The 20,824-nt window shown below is 38.1% G+C and carries 11 protein-coding genes, 1 pseudogene and 1 CRISPR repeat array; of the genes and pseudogenes, 10 read left to right on the top strand and 2 right to left on the bottom strand.

Going from position 1 to position 20,824, the window contains the following annotated elements; genetic code table 11:
* The first annotated feature begins 948 nt into the window (after positions 1–948).
* The 3 genes and pseudogenes from PALI_RS00790 to PALI_RS19980 form a co-directional block, all read left to right on the top strand.
* Positions 949–1,497: a hypothetical protein gene (locus PALI_RS00790; protein WP_193154462.1), complete on the top strand. Its 549-nt coding sequence runs from the start codon at positions 949–951 to the stop codon at positions 1,495–1,497.
* 927 nt (positions 1,498–2,424) lie between these two features.
* Complete coding sequence (locus tag PALI_RS00785) at positions 2,425–4,698, top strand: collagenase (protein ID WP_193154461.1); 2,274 nt, start codon at positions 2,425–2,427, stop codon at positions 4,696–4,698.
* Between the two features lie 723 nt (positions 4,699–5,421).
* Positions 5,422–5,667 (top strand): annotated as a pseudogene (locus tag PALI_RS19980) (2OG-Fe(II) oxygenase); the annotation flags it as partial.
* On the opposite strand, the gene PALI_RS00780 reads toward PALI_RS19980, so the two are convergent.
* Positions 5,657–6,895 carry a helix-turn-helix domain-containing protein gene (locus PALI_RS00780; protein ID WP_193154460.1) on the bottom strand — a complete coding sequence of 413 codons (1,239 nt, stop codon included), beginning with the start codon at positions 6,893–6,895 and terminating at the stop codon, positions 5,657–5,659. The pseudogene PALI_RS19980 and the gene PALI_RS00780 overlap by 11 nt on opposite strands.
* Positions 6,896–7,100: 205 nt before the next feature.
* Between PALI_RS00780 and PALI_RS00775 the strand changes: the two genes are divergently transcribed.
* The 7 genes from PALI_RS00775 (at position 7,101) to cas6f (ending at position 15,561) form a co-directional block, all read left to right on the top strand.
* The gene (locus tag PALI_RS00775; protein WP_226894471.1) at positions 7,101–7,661 is read left to right on the top strand and encodes an outer membrane beta-barrel protein; all 561 of its coding nucleotides are present in this window, start codon (positions 7,101–7,103) and stop codon (positions 7,659–7,661) included.
* Between the two features lie 288 nt (positions 7,662–7,949).
* Positions 7,950–8,792, top strand: coding sequence for a WYL domain-containing protein (locus PALI_RS00770; RefSeq protein WP_193154459.1), 843 nt, complete (start codon positions 7,950–7,952; stop codon positions 8,790–8,792).
* A 132-nt stretch (positions 8,793–8,924) separates the two neighbouring features.
* Entirely contained in the window at positions 8,925–9,908 is a 984-nt protein-coding gene (cas1f, locus tag PALI_RS00765; RefSeq protein WP_193154458.1) for a type I-F CRISPR-associated endonuclease Cas1f, read from the top strand.
* 54 nt (positions 9,909–9,962) lie between these two features.
* On the top strand, positions 9,963–12,911 hold the full coding sequence (locus PALI_RS00760; RefSeq protein WP_193154457.1) for a CRISPR-associated endonuclease Cas3'': 2,949 nt from the start codon (positions 9,963–9,965) through the stop codon (positions 12,909–12,911).
* Between the two features lie 2 nt (positions 12,912–12,913).
* Positions 12,914–13,873 (top strand): type I-Fv CRISPR-associated protein Cas7fv, encoded by a 960-nt coding sequence (gene cas7fv / locus PALI_RS00755; protein ID WP_193154456.1) that lies wholly within the window; start codon positions 12,914–12,916, stop codon positions 13,871–13,873.
* Positions 13,874–13,887: 14 nt separating this feature from the next.
* Positions 13,888–14,898, top strand: coding sequence for a type I-Fv CRISPR-associated protein Cas5fv (gene cas5fv / locus PALI_RS00750; protein ID WP_193154455.1), 1,011 nt, complete (start codon positions 13,888–13,890; stop codon positions 14,896–14,898).
* Positions 14,899–14,907: 9 nt separating this feature from the next.
* Positions 14,908–15,561, top strand: a complete 654-nt coding sequence (gene cas6f / locus PALI_RS00745; protein ID WP_193154454.1) for a type I-F CRISPR-associated endoribonuclease Cas6/Csy4 — start codon at positions 14,908–14,910, stop codon at positions 15,559–15,561.
* Positions 15,562–15,689: 128 nt separating this feature from the next.
* Positions 15,690–18,417: direct repeats of the CRISPR family, unit length 28 nt; unit sequence GTTCACTGCCGCACAGGCAGCTTAGAAA.
* 64 nt (positions 18,418–18,481) lie between these two features.
* Here the strand turns inward: cas6f and PALI_RS00740 are convergent.
* Complete coding sequence (locus tag PALI_RS00740; protein WP_193154453.1) at positions 18,482–20,392, bottom strand: aminotransferase class V-fold PLP-dependent enzyme; 1,911 nt, start codon at positions 20,390–20,392, stop codon at positions 18,482–18,484.
* Positions 20,393–20,824 lie beyond the last annotated feature (432 nt).

Genomic DNA, 20,824 nt, shown 5'->3' with positions numbered 1-20,824 from the left:
GCCTGTTTATCTTTCGAGGTTAAATTTACAGCAGACTGTTTGGTATTTAAGCAAGGCAGAGCCTATGGTGTGTGGTTATTCCCCATAAATAGGCGATAACCCAGCATAAATGCCAAACATGCGCTGCCCTTGGGTTCTGCCTAGGGACAATTAACTCTTCGTTGCTCGGTTTTTACTTAGCCCACTAGGTTACAAACCTCACGCCGCGATTAAATTGCCCCTAGATTGAATAAACTTTAATCCTGAAAGGTCAACAGGCCCTAGACTGTTTTAATTTTTTACATACCTCAGTACTTGTTAGATTGGGTGTTTTGTGAGTCTAGGTAACAAGCAATACAAATTCTTCCTGTTTATTGCTAAAAAGTTCTCAATTAACATCCTTTTATTACAATTAAATAACTTGCTTGTTACATCGTCGAAAATGGTTACCATTGGTTTTGTATCTTTCTGTTGTTTTTGTTAGCTTTTCCTTATAATTCCACTGATTTTTATTTTTACATTTTATTTACGTTGTGAGCTGGTGGGTGAATTGGTAAGTATCAGAAAATAGGAGTTAATCGTCTTATATTTGGTAAATACCTTATAGAGGAAGTCGTGTTTGATTTTTATTTAAAATACTTTTAGAGAATGACTTTAATGTTTGAAGAGCATTTTAATATCTGTATCAACAGATCAAATAGAGAGAAGGCTTATAGGTACGAAGAAAGAATTAGGTTAAGAGCTTAATAAGCGCTGCTATGTTGTTTAATAGGCCATTTTATTGAGTTACCTATGAGAATCACTGATTGAATAAATATATGCTATGTTTACCTATGTTAGTCTAAACTGTTTGGTTATTGAGCAAAGTGATGTGTTCTGGCTTTACTTCAAACGCAAATCCGCTACTAAAAACCGCGCGGAAACGACTATATATCGCTAATAATTTTACATTAAACATAGGTGGGTAATATGAAAAGGATTTTAATCGGTGCACTAATCGTTGCTATTCAGGGGTGTGCTAATAAGCCTGAGGTAGCAGTGCAAGTGCCGCCGCAAGCATGTTTAGGTAGTACAGAAATCACGGGTGAATTAGGTGATCAATTCGTACTAGTTCAAGATCCTGATCTTCTTTCTCAGGCAATCGGGGAGCCATTAAAGGGTCGGTTATGCCAAGGAGCAGTCTACCAAAGCACGGATGAAGTAACAGTGTATCGAGCATGGAATAGCACAAACCCTCGTAGTCAGCTTGGTCAGTGGTGGTCATTTCAGCTTCCAACAGGTAGTACGGCTAAATATAGAGAAAACTATGAAATTTGTTATCAATGGTCGCCGCTTGATAAGCTGGTGAAATGTACATTGAAACCAGGCACTAAGGTCGTAGTGGGTAATGGTCAAAGCGCCCAATGTTCTGAGTACCTTAGTTATCCAGTTTCTAAAACACAGCAAGTATTTATTTCAAACGCTTCTGATGTTGTACAAAATTGTGAGGGCTTCGAAAGTATAATAACTTGGAAGTAAGCAGGTTTGTTTCAACGCTGGTACAGCAAAGCGTTTAGAGTGGCCTAAACGCTTTTGGCTCTATATTACTTAAGAAATAATTATTTAATTTATAAGTTTTCCTACGTAAATATATTTGCTTACTTTACTGCCAACGTAAAAGAAGATTTACTTGAACAACCCCAGCCCCAACCCATTATCTTAATCAGCATAAGTCACTGAACAATATCACAAACTAAATCATCTAATATTTAAGCAGATTGATATTATTTATTTTCAAATAACACCTTAAAGTGTCAATAAAAGATAGAGCTTCAAATACTTGAGCGAGTTAGGTATTTAAAGTTCACTTTTATGAAAATAATAATATGTATAACTTCCGCCTTTTTAAATCGCAGCTATTAACTAACCTGAACTCTGGATAATAAATCTATCTCGAGCAGCTATTTTCAGCGCTAACTACATTGAATTTACTTGCAATAGGCCCGCTATTGACGCGTAAATTCGCCTTGTTTTTACTGAAAATCTCTGGCTAGAGAAAATAAATTTAAATACCACCATGATTCAATACGGTAGTAAATCTCTTAACCAGAGTTCAGGTTAACTATTTTTGTCAATACCCGCTAAATATATTGTATACAATTTACATTATACTAATATTTGTGTTACAAATATGAGCGTTGTATTCAAATCTAGTATCCATTTTGGCTAAGTATCATAAAAATGATGCATGTAATGCACGAAGTCGAACCAAATATGAATACAAAACATGCATTATTAAACGTGTTTTTATAAAGATGTTGTTCTTCGTTACTTAGCTCACTAGGTTTCAAACTCATGTTACGACAGATCTTTTCTTTATTAAAACTCAACTTTTAATATTTGCAGCTATGAGTAATCGAATAAATTTACTATCAAAATAAAATAATAATTAAGAAGGAAAACAAAATGTTTTTTAGAACATTGACCTTAACAAGCGCACTGCTGTGCGTACTTTCGGGTTGCGGCGGGAGCGATTCATCAAGCAAACTCCCAGAGCCGACTACTCCCACAGGTGTTACCCCAAGCACTCCCGAAGTTGATTTCACTAATGCTCAAGAGCCAGCACTAAAGCTCGGTGTTGTTAAAACAAACATTAGTACATCACAGGGACAGGGGCGGTCATTTTATGTTGATTTACCTGAAGATGCAGAAACTTTAGTTGTGAGCTTATTTGGTGGCATTGACAATAAAGATCTGGGCGATCCTGACCTGTATGTAAAATATAATCAAGAGGCTAGCCCAGGTGCTGATGGGGTATTTGATTGTGTTTCTTACAAAGGGAATAACAATAACGAAGCGTGTATTATCGATAAACCTAAAGCGGGTAAGTATCATATATTTATTGACGCATATGATGGTGGAGACACTGCTGATGCGTCAATGTTTGCTACCACAGAACTCTTTAGCGCTAACATAATGTGTGAAGAGCCTGTTCGGATCCGAGCACAAGCTATGTCAATGAGCGAATTAGAAAACACCTGCAATGTGATCAAACAAACAAAAAGGGTATTTGATGAAGTGTTACATTCAGGTATTACCCCTCAATTTCAGCAAGCAGTTGAAAATGATTTAAACGAAATTACTAATATTCATATTTTATCTAGTTTATCAAACCATGCCTCGTGGGCTAAACATTTAGAAAATACCAATAATACCAGTGGTATTTACTTTGAAACATCGCCAACTGACTGGTGGCATAGCTCTGATATTTGGACCTTTGATGCCATAGAATGGTCTAACGGACGATCGGTTATTCGTTCATTGGCACATGAATACGTTCATGCATTAGATGGTCGATATAATAAAGAGGGTGGGTATAACAGTAAGTTAAATTGGTGGACTGAAGGGCTAGCCGAGTATTTAAGCACTTTTTATAATCAGTATTACACACGTATTTCAACAGCAAACAGTGGCGACTCTTATACCTTAGCGGATATTTTTGCAGGTAATGCTGATGCGTATTCTTGGGGACAACTTGGTGTTGCATTTTTGATTGAAACGCACCCAGAGTTAGTTTATCAAATGCTCGTTTATATGCGTGATGGTCAGTGGGACGATTTTGAGATTTTGCTCAATAACATTGCCACAGATAATCAAATAGAATTTACAACATGGCTATCCACAACTTTGGTTGATCAATATAAAGACAGTGTAGAAGTATTAACGCTTGGCGATTACCAACACATAAATGGCCGTGGTGGATGGCTATTTTCTGTTGATGTACCTGCAAGCTTACCATCTATTACATTTGCGACTAATGGTGGCTCGGGAAATGTTGATCTTTGGGTGAAAAAAGGATCGGCGGTTCATCCTGCAATTGATACAGAGTTTACTTGCCTATCAGTGACAAAAAACACGAATGAAGAAAAATGTGTAATCACAACACCTGAATCGGGTAAATACTTCATCGCTATTTCATCAGATTTTATTGGTTCAGATATTATCGATCTTTACTTTAGTGCATGTGCGGGTGATGACTGTAACGTAACGACACCTGAACAAATGCCACTAGTAACAGCCGTTGAACCTTATTTACCGCACTGGCCTGAAAAAGGTACGATAGGAACATGTAGTTTAGCGCAGACTTATTACAACTCTCAAAAACCTGCAATTGATCTCTCTATTACTAATCCAACAGACAAACTTGTTAATATATATTGGCTAAATAGAAACACGGGCGAAAGATCCGGTGAATCATATGCAACTTTAGCTCAAGGCGAAAGTTATACAGCGGATGATTGGGATATTGGCCATCGTATTATGCTAACGGACGGTGCAGGTAGCTGCTTAGGTATTGCATTATTAAACGATGAAAACAATGCGTTTGAAGTAACCGAAAAGATGGTTGAAAATGCACAAAATGAAGCGCCACCGGTTGTGATCCCAGAAGCTACAGCAGAATTGGGGAGTTGTGATTTAGCTGTACCATATACAAGAACGTCAAACAGTGCACCTAATTTACAAGTTGCAAACACCATGACCACCTCCGTTAAGTTGTATTGGATTAATAATAATACGGGAGAGCCCGTGTTAACAAATGCTTATGCTACATTGGGCGAGGGAGAAATTTACACTGAAACATTTTGGGCTGAGGGTGATCGTATGATGGTTACTGATGAAAGCGACAGTTGTATTGGAGTGCTCGATCTTAACGGAACCAGTAATGTATTTGTTCTTTAATAATTTACTGTTAAATAGCAACTCATTGTTATGCATTAAATAAAAACTAGCGTAATGCAGCGGGCAATAAAAAAGGGCGCTAAATATATTTAGCGCCCTAACGTAGCATTTAAACGCTTAGTTTATTAAAAATATACCTAATGGGATTTGTTGAATCCAATCTGCTTAGAAGAGTTTATTTAACCTGAACTTTGGTTAAGAGATTTACCAACGTATTGAATAATGGTGATATTTAAATTTATTTTCTCTAGCCAGAGATTTTCAGTGAAAACAAGGCGAATTTACGCGTCAATAGCTGGCCTATTGCAAGTAAATTCAACGCAGTTAGCGCTGAAAATAGCTGCTCGAGATAGGTTTATTATCCAGAGTTCAGGTTATTTAACTTTAATCCTGAAAGATCAAAACACCCTAACAATCGAGCTTTTATGTTTAATAAATTATTTCGCTGGCAACGAGGCAGGCAAAAAACAGGCTACGACAAAATGCTGTTATGTGGTGCTTTGTGGCCTATAAAGTTTGATGTTTACTTAACCTGAACTTTGGTTAAGAGATTTGCTAACACATTGAATAACAATGATATTTAAAGTTATTTTCTCTAGCCAGAGATTTTCAGTGAAAACAAGGCGAATTTACGCGTCAATAGCTGGCCTATTGCAAGTAAATTCAACGCAGTTAGCGCTGAAAATAGCTGCTCGAGATAGATTTATTATCCAGAGCTCAGGTTACTTAATAAAATTCCCGCAAGGGAGTGAAATAAAGCCGCATACAGATAGAGTAAAAGCAGGTAAACACTTCAGGTTAAATATAGTGTTAAAGCCCGCAAAAAAAGGAGGTGAGTTTATATGCAAGGATTCAATAATTAACACCCGCAGAGTAAAGCTTTTTCGCCCCGACATTAATGAGCACCGCGTTATGAAAATAGAAATAGGCTGCCGCTATATTTTGAGTATTGGGTGGATTAAAGATTAGGTTTTGTTAACCATGCCAGCCACAAAGGGAGTGAAAGCTGGTTTAGCGCGCTTTCAATCTGCGTTAATTTTGAACGTGCGGCGAGTGTATTGTTTTGCTCTATATCTATAAGGTAAAGTTGGTATGTAGCAAATGTATTGACGACATTTGTTGTGTTACACATCGCATTTAGTGTGCTTAGGCAGGCTAGAAATTTTGTTGTGTTTGCCGTTTTTCGATAAATATAGAGTGCTATACATAATAAACTTGGCAGGGAAATGTCTTCATCACTTACTAAGGCTATGCTCTGCTCAATAAGTAGCTCTGCGAGTGCGGGTTTTTCATTTGTACAATGAATTGCCGCTAAGTATCCCTTAGATACCGCAACGCAGCGGTTATACCCAGAAAGGTTGGCGACATTGAGTGATTCGGCGCAAAACGTATAGGCGGCTTTAGTATCACCTTTTAATAAATAACATGCCCCAAGTAGCTGTAAAGCTGTTCCTTTAAATAGGTTTTTTTCTATTGAGTCTGTTTTTTCCCCGCATTCGATTAAACATAAATTAGCAGATTGGATCGCTGCGTTTATATCACCAGAATATAAATTAAAGAGCGAATAGGTGCTGTAGTAATGCGCTTTCTCTTGGTTAGCGTATTGTAATGAATTACTGCAAATAGCTAAGTAATATTGTGACTTTTTAAACTCACACGAAAAAAACAATGTAATTGCACAGCCTAAATTAGCAGAAAAAACGAGCGAAAGATCATCCGCTCTTGTCGCTTTATTAAAGCCTTTTTCAAAATATTGCAGTGCATTTTTATATTGACGATGAATAAGAGATGCGTAACCAAGTTTAATATAAAAATTAGCGATAATAGCGCGGGGTAACGTTGAATGAAATGTCGATTTTATTAAAGAAATGGCGAGTTTAATTTTACTGCTCATCATTAGTTCATATAAAAGCCCATCGTTATGCAACTCGTTGACTAAAATATCGCGGTTTTCTTCACTAGGATAAATATCTATTTCTGAGCGGGCAATTAAATCTTCTTTAGTGCAGCTTAAAGCATGAGCAAGTTTAGTTAAGTTACTAAGCCTAATTCTGGAAACCGATCCATTGAGCCATCGAGTTAATGTTTTTTCACTCACACCAATTTGATTGGCAAGCCATAAGTGTTTTATTGATTTTTGTAAGATTAATTGTTGTAACTGTTTTCTGTTTAGCAGGGCGGTTTTTGAGTTGTTCAATTTTTTGCTCTTATAACTCAGCGTTAAATATACGTATGATCAAAGGGATTTTAACTGCTAATTAAAGTTTCGCGCAGCATGGCACATTTAAAAATGTCCCGCTATGTCTGTAGATTAATTTAGGGTCGCTCATTATCATATATTGAACCTAGCCTAGGGGCAACACTGCATCGCTTTTAGGATTAACTTAATATTGGATAATAAAATGAAAAAAATGATCTCACTTACTGCTCTTACTTTACTCATAAGTAGTTTTTCTTCGCATGCAAATGAGGCTCAAATAAGAATGGGTGTAGAGCTAGGTACTAGTAAAATAGCTGTAGATAAAGATTTTGCTATTTTAAAAGAGGATTTTGATACAGACGGACTCTCTATAAATTACGTACTAGGTTATAAATTTGCAAACAATGTAGTAACCGAAGCTAACGTAGCCTACTCATCAAGCGATATATTATTTGGTACTTTTGATAGTTACGAAACCTATGAAATTAAGGCGATGGCAGGCTATTCTTTTGATTTGGCTACGTATTTTAAAGTTGTGCCAATGGTCGGCTTCTCTCACTGGGAACTGGAGACAAAACAAGGACTGTTTTTGAACCCCGGACCTGAGGCCGAAGAAGAGTTTTCAGGCACCGATTTTACTTATAAAGTAAGGTTTGAAGTCCCTGTAAGTGACTTGGTTTTACTTTCACTCTCGTATGCGAATACTGAAGCTGAGTTCGGCCGAAATGAAACCACTCAAATTGGTATATTATTTGAGTTTTAATACCAACTGTTAAACGGCGAGGCGGCTCGCCATTTAATAATTATAAGAATAGTAGATAAGGCGTCTAAACCGCGTAGTTAATTTACACCCCCTTATTATAAGGGCTATAAAACCATATACTTTAGAGATCAGATAAAGTGGCATAATTTATATGCGGATCGACATGATGCTTAAGTAAGCACTCAAAAACGTCTGTGTTTACAAATGTTTTATCACAAAATTTGTCATTGTTATTCTTAGCTAATTTGATACTTTGTAAAAAGGATAAAAAAATAGCTAAGGAACAGCATGACGCCACACATAAATTACGATCTAATTAAGCGCTTTCATTTTATAGAACTTATTGTATTTTGGGAAAATCGCTTAACGACTAAGCACATACAACACCATTTTAATATAAGTCGTTCAAGTGCATCTAAATATATACAAGATTATGTAAAACTGTATCCTAAATCTTTAACTTACAACAACTCAAAAAAAGGCTATCAGGCAACAAATCACTTTATGCCAAGGTATGGTGAAAAAGATCTTGGTACATATTTAAGCATTACCCAGCAAGGTATTCAAAGTGAATATTATAATCACTTTACTGCTATGCAATCCCCGCTAGTACCAGTAAATCCAAAAAGAGTGAGTGGGATATTACACGCACTAAAACATAAGCAACGAATAGACGTTGGTTATGCCTCAGTATCAAATCCTGAGTTTGAATCGCGTATTATCAGTCCGCATAATTTAGTTTTTGATGGTGCTCGCTGGCATGTACGCGCTTATTGCGAAAAAAATCGTGATTTTAGAGACTTTGTTCTTACTCGTTTTAATGGCGAATGTGAAATAGAAGGGCCAGCTGAGTATGACCAACAAAACGACACATTATGGCAAACTCAACTGGTAGTTAGTATAGAGCCAGATCCTCGGCTAACCGCCAATAAAGCAAAAATAATAGCGCTCGACCACCAAATGCACCAACAACCCAATGGTCATTACAAGCGTAACCTAAAAGTTCGCGCTGCTTTATTACTTTATCTTTTAAAACAACTACGTGTAGATAGCTATCAAGCAAACCCCGAAGCGCAACAAATTATACTCAGCCCCGATTGCTTAGCTAATTTACAACCTTACATGCCGTAATATCTAATAAATAGGCAGATAATAATAAACTAAAAACATGCTTAAAATTACGACAGGTGATAAATATACAGTGTTGCTGAAAAGGTAAACAGCCAGTAATTTAGACGCAACGATAATAAAGGATAAAAAGTAATGGATGATTTTAGCCCAAGTGACTTAAAAACAATTTTGCATTCAAAACGCGCTAATATGTACTACCTAGAATACTGCCGTGTTATGCAAAAAGATGGGCGTGTTTTGTACCTTACTGAAGCTAAAAACGAAAACCAATACTTTAACGTACCTATTGCCAATACCACTGTATTATTACTGGGAAATGGCACATCAATAACGCAAGCTGCAATGCGAATGTTGTCACAAGCGGGTGTGCTGGTTGGCTTTACCGGTGGTGGGGGCACTCCTTTATATATGGCGTGTGAGGTCGAATGGTTTACACCACAAAGTGAATACAGGCCAACAGAATATTTACATGGTTGGCTACAATTTTGGTTTGAAGACAAAAAACGCTTACTAGCTGCAAAAACAATGCAGCAAGCCCGCATTAGTTATTTACAAAAAGTATGGAATAAAGACCGCGATTTAAAAAACGAAGGGTTCGATTTTAATAGTGAACAAATACAAATAGCATTGAGCACCTTTGAAGCGCGTACCAGTGCAGCGACTAAACAGTCAGAGTTACTACTTACCGAAGCGCAATTAACCAAAGTACTTTATAAATACGCGGCTAATAATACCAGCACCGCAGCATTTAAACGCCAGCATCAAAGCACTGATAAAGCCAACGACTTCTTAAATCATGGTAACTACCTTGCCTATGGGTTAGCTGCAAGCTGTTTATGGGTGTTAGGTATTCCTCATGGTTTTGCTGTAATGCATGGAAAAACCAGACGTGGTGCATTGGTGTTTGATGTGGCCGATTTAATAAAAGATGCCATTGTACTGCCTTGGGCCTTTATATGCGCCAAAGAGAACGCGACAGAGCAAGAATTTCGCCAGCAAGTATTACAAGCTTTTACGGATCATAAATCCCTCGACTTTATGTTTGACACGGTCAAGCAAATAGCCTTAGAAAATCATAAAGAGATTAATAATGACGGGATACACAAAGATGATTAATAAGCCGGTAGGTCGTGCTTTAGCGCGTCAAATAACGAAAGAGCGATGCTCATTATGATGGTCACCTTTGTTAGCCAATGCGAAAAAAGCGCCTTAAAGAAAACACGCCGCGTACTTGACGCCTTTGCCAACCGCATCGGCGATAACACGTGGCAAACCCTCATTACTGAGGATGGCCTACTCACCGTTAAAAAAATGCTCCGTAAAACAGCAAGTAAAAGTACCGCAGTCAGTTGCCACTGGATACGTAGCCGAGCAAGAAGTCAGTTTTTGTGGGTGGTGGGTTCAAAATTAAAATTTAATCAGCAGGGCATTGTGCCTGTTAATACAACGGCAAAAGAGATCATTATGGATGTAAAGCAGTTAAAACCAATAAAAGGTGTTGTATACGCAAATACCCACTTACAAAAATTAGAATACCACTTATTTGCAGTCGGTTTTGTTGCGGAGCAATTATATTTAAATTTTTACCCTGAGAAGACAAAACTAGCGAATGCTGCATTTATTTCAGGTTGTATGCATGATATTGGAAAGCTAGATCCTTCTTTTCAAAGTTGGGTAATTAAACCCAAAAATAAAACATATCAAGCGGAAGATGGTCAACATATTGATGACACAAAATTCAGTTTTGAAAAACATCCTCGCCATAATGAGATTTCGGCACTTATTTTTCAATGTTTATCTGATAGTGCTAAAGGAATTTGCGCAATTAAACCCTCTATTAAGCATGCTATTTATTGGCATCACGCAAAGGCATTTAGAGTAAAAGAAAGAGATGGTTTTGACACTTACGGTAAAATTTTTAATAAATTAAAGAGTAACTTAGGAGAAAAGACTCAGCAGCTACTTTCTCAACATTCGATTGAGATGTTAAATACGGTTAGTGAAATTGATAAGCAGTATCGAAAAAGTGAAAATAGTCTTCTTGATAAAGCTTATAGCAAAGAGTTTGATGATGAAACCTTGGTTAATTATGAGTATACGCCGTTACCTGCTTATAAAGAATATCCGTTGTCAGAAAGCCTTAATGACTACCAAAATAAAATATTAACTAATGCACATAACAATGAAGTACGCGCTTGCTTAATTACGGCTGACAGATGGGTTTCATCTTTATCAGCTACTGACTTATCGTCATATATTAAAAATAATAAATTAAATGATTTGGTTGAAGAACAACTTGCTAATAATGTTGCAGTAGAAAGCAGCTTAACATCGCATATTCAAACCTGCTTGAATGCTTTCCCAGATAGTGAACGCAGTCAAAAACAATCAGCAGTAGCCAAGAAACTTGCAGAAGATATCGAGCATGTAAAGGTTCTTGCGGGTGCTGCAGGTTGTGGAAAAACAAAAATAGCGTTGGAATGGGCAGGGTTAAGAGGTGCACAGCAAATTATTTGGGTATGTCCACGGGTACAAATATGCCAAGGTATGTTTACCGAATTAAAAGCTTCAGATGAGCCATATCTGCAAGATGCAACAGTAGAAATTTTTACGGGTGAATTTAAATACACCAATAACTTTGAAACGCCGACACCTGAAAGTGAACAATTAATCGCTGATATTGTTATTACCACAATTGATCAACTGCTTAGTGGTGTTATTAGCCATACCAAGGCAGATAGGCTACTTAACTACCTTAGTGCACATATTGTATTTGATGAATTTCATGAGTACATCAATATGCCTGCATTCAACTTGTTGTTTGCAGAACTAGTTATCTCAAGAAATCAGTTAAATAATGGGAGTAATATTCTTCTGGTATCAGCAACACCCAATTATTTTTATTTAGAAAACCTACTTAATCTTGATGTTGATTACGATGTGGTAGAAATGCCATCTTTCAATTGTAAAAAGTATCAATTTGATTTTGTGAGATATGACGAGACGAAAGAAGATGAGGCTAATCCACTTTATCAAAACCAGAAATTAACTACTTTTACTATCAGTAATACAGCAACTACCGCGCAAAAAAGTTTCATTCATAATTTAGCTAAAGAAAATGCCGTTCTCTTGCACTCTAAATATAAGAAGAGTGATAAACAGCAGCTATTTAATAGTGTATTTGAATCGTTTAAAAAAAGTGGAACAGGCGTATTCGACCAACTTCGCAGTGGTCCTATTGTTCAAGCGTCTCTGAATATTAGTTGTGATTATATGATCTCTGAAATGACCACTGCGGAGAATTGCTTACAAAGAATGGGGCGTTTGGACAGATTTGGTCAAAATGATAATGTTAACCGTTATACCATCGTTATTCCTGAAAATGTCTATATAAATAAAGGTGTTGGAGCTGTTTCAAGATTTTTAGCAACTTCGAACTCTCTACTGTCATCTAAGGCATGGTATCAATTTTTAGTAGATAACACAGACAATGGTAATAAGGTATTCACCATTGTTGATATATATCAGCTTTATAAAGACTTTTATCAATTACCATCAGCAGTAGACTTAATAGAGCAAGACTCAATTAGTGCGATGAAAAAAAGTGCGATGCTTATTACCGCTAAAGTAAGCGAACCTCAAACTATGATTGCACGGAAAAAACAACAAACTCAACGAGCTAAAATCAGCAATAACTCACTGCGTGGTGATAGCCGATTTGTGCAAATGGCAGTTTGTAATGTAGATAACCAAAACACACCTGCTTTTATTGAAGAGTATGCGTATACCATTCCCGTTGATGAAATGGAAAAAGTCGATAATTTAACTGCTTCAACTGAGCTTATTCAAGGCTATGGCGATAGCACAAATAATTTACTGACTTATATGGTAAAGAAACATCACAGAATCAAGGGAGGGACTAAACCGTATAAGGATTTTATCCTGCTTAATGATGCCAAAGATCCTGAGTACCCCGTTCACCTTAGTTATACCCCAAATGATTTACTCGCTGTTGGCGGTGAATCGGCAAGACATAGCGCGGCAATATATTATGCCGTGTGTGAAAAACAAGCCATAGGCGCAATATCAAATAAAAATTTAACTTATAAAAAGGATTAATAATGAAAAAAGTAACAGGTATTAAAAGCGTAGATTTTAAAATTACAGCAGTAGGGCATGGTGTTGTGAATTGGAATGGCCCAACTTCATTAAAGGTTCAAGATGATAGTAAACTCGGAAAGAATAACCATACAATGCCAAAGTTAAGAGGGTATACAAATCTTACAGGTGAGGTAAGTGAAAAAGGCTATAAACATGTAAAAGAGCCAACCGATATTGATTTCAAAAAAACGCCTCTATACATCAGTCAAAACTGTATTCGCCATCATTTATTTAGAGATCAAGCCTTTGATGTTCATTACGCAAATAAAAGCAACGGTGAAAATTTAACTAAAATGTTAGCTTCTATCACAGGCCTTGTGCGTGGTTATGTTGTGCCTTCAAGTCAAAATAAACGTACAAGCCCATTGTTATTAGAAGATTTTGTTGATCAATTAGGTAATGGTAATTTTGAACAATTTGGTCAAGCTGGCGAAAGAGATAGTTCGTCATTCTTCTCAAAAACCACATTTGGTGACACTGAATATATTGCTTATGGCTCGATCAGTATTGAACAACTGCAATTCATTTCATTAGACAAAAAATTCGACCGTGAATCAATGGGCATTAAAGTTGGTCAAGGGGAAGAAGTTGCTCAAGCAATACAAGAGTTTATTCAAACCCTTAATCCTGATTTAAAGCCTAAAGCGACTTTCCATGAAAACTATGTGCGCAGCGGTACAATTTTTGAGGAAGGGGAAGTGGGGATTTTATTAGATCAAGACGCAATTAAAGCGCTAATTGACTACACAGTAGACCTTATTAGTGAGTTATCTATTCGCCAAGCAAAATCTTACATGTATGTAGATGAAGTGGTTGTTGATTATAACGACAGTAATAAAATGATGCGTATAAAACGTGACGTGAACAGCACATCACCAGAGCCAGAAGAAGAGTTTGCAACCTACTTTTACCAAAAATAAAGGCGGCTCAATTAATGAAAATTGAAATTAAATACGAATCGAGTTGGCGTAACTCGTTTCTTGATGGTTCAAACGATGAACCGTTACCTAAAACTGGACGAAAGTTCATTGGTTCCATGAAGAGTCTCAATGATAAAAAAAATACAAATTATATTTCTAGAAATGTTAGTCATAATACCGTGATGGGGTTACTGAACCGTTTGATTGGCGATCAACGAAAGTTATACCAATCAAGGCAGAGTGATGAGTATTACTTTAAAGGGGTGGAATCATTAGTTACGTTTGAAGATAAGCCAAGCTATATAAATCAAGAAATGACTTATATTCGGAATATATCAGGTAGTGAAGACCAAAATTCTTATACTGGCATGATTCAAGTAGATGCGCCTATTTTTACATCTGATTATTCAGAGCAGTTATGGGGCGTTTTACAGCTAGATTTAAACGAGTTATATGAGTTTATCTTACATGATAAAAAAGTGACTAAAACTATTTTACATAATCCGCTGATTATTATTGCCAAACTTGAGGAGTTATTTGGACTAAAACCTATACCTAATGCAGCAAAAGCTAGTGATACTTTTAATTTTTTACAGAGTAAGTTTGAAAAATTCAATGGCTTAAACCCTAAAGGGGAAATAGTGCCAATTCGTTTATATTGTTCCGCATTATATTTACAGCTTGAACGGTTGGCTAATGACTTTGATGTTTCAACAGCAAAAACGAAAGCAGGCGGGTTGAGTGGTATTTCCAATAATGGGTTTACCAAAAAAGACTTTATGAGCCGTTATACATCAGGAGAAAAAAAGAAAATATGGGGTAACCCTTATATTCGTAAGGAAAAAATTAAGGGTGTAGGTGAGGTTACTTCTCTGATGTCAAAAGCAGGTGGTACGTTAAACATAAATATTGATATTGATCGCTCTACAGCAAAAAATCTCTTAGAAATTATCGAAAATGCAGGTGTTTCTAGTTTTTATCTAGGAAAAAAAGGTTTGGCTTACGTTTCTAACATTAGAATTTAAGGAGGATAAATGAAATATTATCTCGATATAACATTACTGCCTGAAGCCGAGATTACCCTTGGTTTTATCTGGCAAAAAGTTTATCAACAAGTCCATATTGCCTTGGTTGATAGCAAAGTAGGTAAGAATGAATCGTCTATTGCAGTGAGTTTTCCTCGTTATAGTACTGAAAAAAGTGATGAACATACTTTTCCGTTAGGAAACCAATTAAGGTTATTAGCCAATGATCAATCTCAGCTAACAGACTTAAATATTGCCAAGTGGTTAAATCGCTTTGAAGACTATGTACATATAAAGTCCATTAAAGCAGTTCCTGCTAATGTGACCCATGCGGCTTTTATTAGGCAACATGTTAAAGGTGAAGCGCGTATAGAAAAAGACATGCTAAGCAAGGCAAAACGTTGGGCTGAAAAATCAGGACAACCGTTTGATGAATGTTTGAAGTCGCTTGAAAAAAGTAAACCCAAAGCGAATAACAATCTGCCTTTTATTTGGCTAGAAAGCCAAGAAACGAGACAGCGAGACTTGAATGCAAGTAGGAAATTCCCATTGTTCATTAAAAAAGTAGAAGTTACGGAACAACAAGTTGGTACATTTAATTGTTATGGTTTAAGCACAAATCATAACGATAAAGAAAAGCTAGTTAGTATTCCCCAGTTTTAACCTTTATTTTTGCTCTTTAAAAATTAGAAACTAAAACAATAAGTTACAGCAGCGCTAAAAAATTAGGTAAAAATAGATAATTTTACCTAATTGCCTGTTGTAACTTATTTTTTGCCTGATATTCTATTGTTCACTGCCGCACAGGCAGCTTAGAAAGAATACACTGAGTTTCTAACCCTTACGTCAGAGTTCACTGCCGCACAGGCAGCTTAGAAAGTGAAAGCAATGCTGGGATAAGTTAAGGGTTGGTTCACTGCCGCACAGGCAGCTTAGAAAAACAGCCAACCCCGCCATAATGTCGTATCTCTGTTCACTGCCGCACAGGCAGCTTAGAAATTCTACGTTAAAAACAATTATCCTTCAGGAAGGTTCACTGCCGCACAGGCAGCTTAGAAATAAAAGAAAAAACCGCTCATAAGAGCGGTCATGTTCACTGCCGCACAGGCAGCTTAGAAAACTGGTGGTATGCCTGCAACTCTTTCTGGTTTGTTCACTGCCGCACAGGCAGCTTAGAAATTGTTCTCGACAAGCTTTTGATAATGCCATTCGTTCACTGCCGCACAGGCAGCTTAGAAATGCAAACGTCCACTTTTCAGCCGCTTTTAAATGTTCACTGCCGCACAGGCAGCTTAGAAAAAACCTTACTTTTGATTGCCCAACAATGGATCGTTCACTGCCGCACAGGCAGCTTAGAAATAATGGATGCATCTATCTATGTTAGACCCGATGTTCACTGCCGCACAGGCAGCTTAGAAACATAGACAACAACGCCTTCTCAGCCATGACAAGTTCACTGCCGCACAGGCAGCTTAGAAATTTATTAAGTGAAGGTGACGCTATAGATTCTAGTTCACTGCCGCACAGGCAGCTTAGAAATTTCATTGTTCTAGATGTTGGTAGATGTGAATGTTCACTGCCGCACAGGCAGCTTAGAAAACTTGTTAATTCAATTGCTTTTGTGAATTTAAGTTCACTGCCGCACAGGCAGCTTAGAAATTTATCATTTGCAAGCACATTAACCGTCTCACGTTCACTGCCGCACAGGCAGCTTAGAAAAATTGGCTAACGTTTAAAACCGACATGTTATTGTTCACTGCCGCACAGGCAGCTTAGAAATTCTATAATTTCGTATATGTTGTCCATTTCCAGTTCACTGCCGCACAGGCAGCTTAGAAATATTCTCGTTACAATTTCATCACACTGAGAATGTTCACTGCCGCACAGGCAGCTTAGAAATGTGGAAGATGGTTTTGGAAACATAACTTACTGTTCACTGCCGCACAGGCAGCTTAGAAATTTACACTCTGAGCTGTTTGCAGTGCTTTGTAGTTCACTGCCGCACAGGCAGCTTAGAAAACGGGGAGATAAACGCAACACTAGAATCACTTGTTCACTGCCGCACAGGCAGCTTAGAAATGTCCACAAGTGATTTTAACTCAGCCCCATCAGTTCACTGCCGCACAGGCAGCTTAGAAATTGAATATGCGTTTTGATTGCACCTTTGCCGCGTTCACTGCCGCACAGGCAGCTTAGAAATTTTAATGCAGTGTCAAAACCAAAGATTGTGTGTTCACTGCCGCACAGGCAGCTTAGAAATTGATGCGAGCATGTTTCAAGTTATAGAAACAGTTCACTGCCGCACAGGCAGCTTAGAAATAACAATTTAGTGATGCAAAATGCCGATCAAGGTTCACTGCCGCACAGGCAGCTTAGAAATCTGTTGTAGTGCTTCCTAGATCAGGGCCAACGTTCACTGCCGCACAGGCAGCTTAGAAATTTAAAACAATCATTGTGGTTATGTTTACCTAGTTCACTGCCGCACAGGCAGCTTAGAAAGAAAGTAGCTAGTTGAGCGGTTGTAAGTGGTGGTTCACTGCCGCACAGGCAGCTTAGAAAACTTGATAATGTTAATTCACCAAAATATAAGCGTTCACTGCCGCACAGGCAGCTTAGAAAAGTTGACCATGAAGTTAAGAAGCATTTTAAAGGTTCACTGCCGCACAGGCAGCTTAGAAATTTAATTAGTTTCGTTCGACACTGACCACAGAGTTCACTGCCGCACAGGCAGCTTAGAAATTTTTTAGCTCTTGCTACTCCAGTTCCTGAGGATTCACTGCCGCACAGGCAGCTTAGAAAATTAGCGTCAGACTGACCGATCAAAGATACTTGTTCACTGCCGCACAGGCAGCTTAGAAATTTTTCGTACATACGCGCCATTTTTCCATTTTGTTCACTGCCGCACAGGCAGCTTAGAAATTTATCAACCGCTGTTTGGCCAATGAGGATTCGTTCACTGCCGCACAGGCAGCTTAGAAATAATGATTTCTCTACCGGTGCTGACGTTGAAGGTTCACTGCCGCACAGGCAGCTTAGAAATGATAGTTGCAACAAATTACCGTTATATTTGTGTTCACTGCCGCACAGGCAGCTTAGAAAAGTTGAACATTTTACTTTTGTGAGTAGCGCTTGTTCACTGCCGCACAGGCAGCTTAGAAATTTATCCCTCAGGAAGTTCGAAACAGTGTTTTGTTCACTGCCGCACAGGCAGCTTAGAAATGAAGCATATAAAGACTCTACAGAATCAACGGGTTCACTGCCGCACAGGCAGCTTAGAAATTACTCGCTTGTTTTTAAAGATTGGAAGACAAGTTCACTGCCGCACAGGCAGCTTAGAAATGACCTGCCTATCAGATATGCCTAATAGGTCAGTTCACTGCCGTACAGGCAGCTTAGAAACGCAATAACGAGCGAGACGGGCTTTCCTGAATGTTCACTGCCGCACAGGCAGCTTAGAAAAACTACGGTTACTTTTAGTTTGCTGACACCAAGTTCACTGCCACACAGGCAGCTTAGAAAAATACTGAGCAGTGTCTTACGACACAGCTCAGTAAGAAAACCGTGACTGTATTACAGGATACCTTTACTTCTTAACCTTGTCTTTAAGAACGTAAATTTCGCCATCGAAACTGCCTTGGATAGTCAGGCCTTGTCCCGCTAACTCTTTGAGGTATTCAATATGATCCTCAGTGATATGCTGGCCTGGTACCAAAAGAGGAATGCCTGGCGGGTAAGGGGTAACTAAACCGGCGCAAATACGGTTGTTACTTTTAGCGATGGGCACAGATTCGCGCTCACCATAAAAAGCATCGCTTGGAATACACGCCAAGTCTATCGCTGGTAAGTTTTCTGGTAAGCGGGCTCTGCGCGTTGATGTTGATAACTTTACCTTACCGCTGTCGAGTTTTTTCAGCGCATTGTACAAACGAATTATTTTTGAACGCGTGCCGCCAAGGGTCAGCAAAACTAAAATAGTGCTGTGAGTGTATTTTTCTATTTCTAGACCAATTTCGTCCAGTAAATATTTATGAATATCCTTTAATGAATAAGGCAATTCGCTAATGTCGATAAGAATTTTTAGCGGATCGTGGCCCATGTTATCACCGCTAAAGTGTGGAAATATTTCCATAAAATCTTGCTTACCTAGCACTTTAATTTGCTTGAGCGAGGCCATTTGTTGTTTAAATTCTTCCACATGATTCAACAAGGCATTAAGCAACTTGTAGCCTTCCATTTCCAATTGCTTTTGGCATACGTCAAGGGACGCAATAAGCTGATATTTTGGCGATGTGCTGGCATAGATACTGTAAATCTCTCGAAAGAAATCGGCATCAAAGTCAGGATCGTTAACATGAATATAAGACGCTTGAGAAAACGCCGATACCACTTTATGCGCTGAGTGGGTGATATAGTCTGCCCCTGCATGAATAGCAGAGTAATAGCGTAAGCTCGGGTGAAACAAAGAGTAAGCAAACCACGCTTCGTCAATAAACACTTTAATACCATGTTGATGGGCAAAGTCGACCACTTGTTTCAGATCGCTCAGTAGGCCATCGTAGGTACAACCGGTAAGAACCAGTAATTTTGCATCGGTATTCTTCTCAATCGTCTGTTTTATGTCGGCCAACGACGGTGGCGCGAAGATCCCATATTTAGGATTTAAAATACTCGACAAATAAATAGGTAAACTCGCTGATTGCAAGATGCCATAGTGCACCGATTTATGACAATTGCGGTCGATGATCACTTTATCGCCTTTGCGAAGCAGTGTCTGCAAGATGATTTTATTTGAGGTCGACGACCCATTTGTAACGAAATAGGTATGTTTAACCTCAAATGTTGCCGCTGCTGATTCTTGAGCCCGACCAATAGTATTGGTGCTGTCTGACAATGAACCTAACGAATCAACCGACACCGACAGGTCGCCAACAAATACATTGCGGCCATAAAACTGATAAAAATCTTTAATGTAAGGAGAGTTTCTAAAGCTAGAGCCACCGCTGTGACCTGGTGTGTGCCATGAATCGTTCGACTCGCCAACATAACGGCGATACGCTGTCCAAAATGGCGTTTCTGAACGGTCGTCAAAGTCGTTGATCATATAACCTAAAATTGCTTCTGGATCAGAAATTACTTCGTCTTTAAAGAAGAACGACTCAATTTCTTCTGACTCGTTAACAATTTCCAGCCCTTTAGTGTCGTCGCCAATAACATAAACCGGCAACTCAAGACGAATTGCCTTTAATTGCTCGATAAAGCGACTGTAAGTTCGTTCGCCAACCTTATTTTGCAAATCCCAGCTGAGTACAACCGCTTGAATATCACCATCTTCTACTACACTTTCCAACGCGTGTTTTAGCTCAAGACGCTCAACAATATCAATATGAATATCGTCTCGCTCAAAATTAGGAATTGTTTTTGACAGATTCGTTGAAAGCTCTTTTAGGGTGATTGGATCTTGCTCAATTAACAAGATACGAAGTATCGGTAGCATAGGGGGTTTCGCAATATAATTTATAATACTCAGTAGCATAACCAAAGGAGTGAGCGTTGTGAAATTAATACTTTGATAATGTTCTATTGGAAGTCTTATGAGCACTGCAAAGAGAGGGATAAATATAAGTTACTTATGCTTGTAAAGATACTTTGTATTGTCGACTGCGCTTGCGCAGTTATAATCAGCCATATGGTGTATATGGATTTAAACTTCATTAAAGTTTAAACGGCAAAAACATCAAAATAATCAGACCATAACAGTATCAAACAGCGTTTAACCTGTGCAAAAAAGGGTATATTGAAAGTACACATTTATCCTTATTAGAAAGAGTCAATGTTTCCCCGCAAACAGGTTAACACTCACCACGCAATTTACGCGCGTATTTCATGGCGTAGTTGGCAGACCGTCATCTCAAGCAAGTTACGGTGA

Source organism: Pseudoalteromonas aliena SW19 (genome assembly GCF_014905615.1).
Taxonomy (GTDB): domain Bacteria; phylum Pseudomonadota; class Gammaproteobacteria; order Enterobacterales; family Alteromonadaceae; genus Pseudoalteromonas; species Pseudoalteromonas aliena.
Note: the sequence above shows the minus strand (reverse complement) of the source record. Positions and strands in the feature narration are given on the sequence as shown.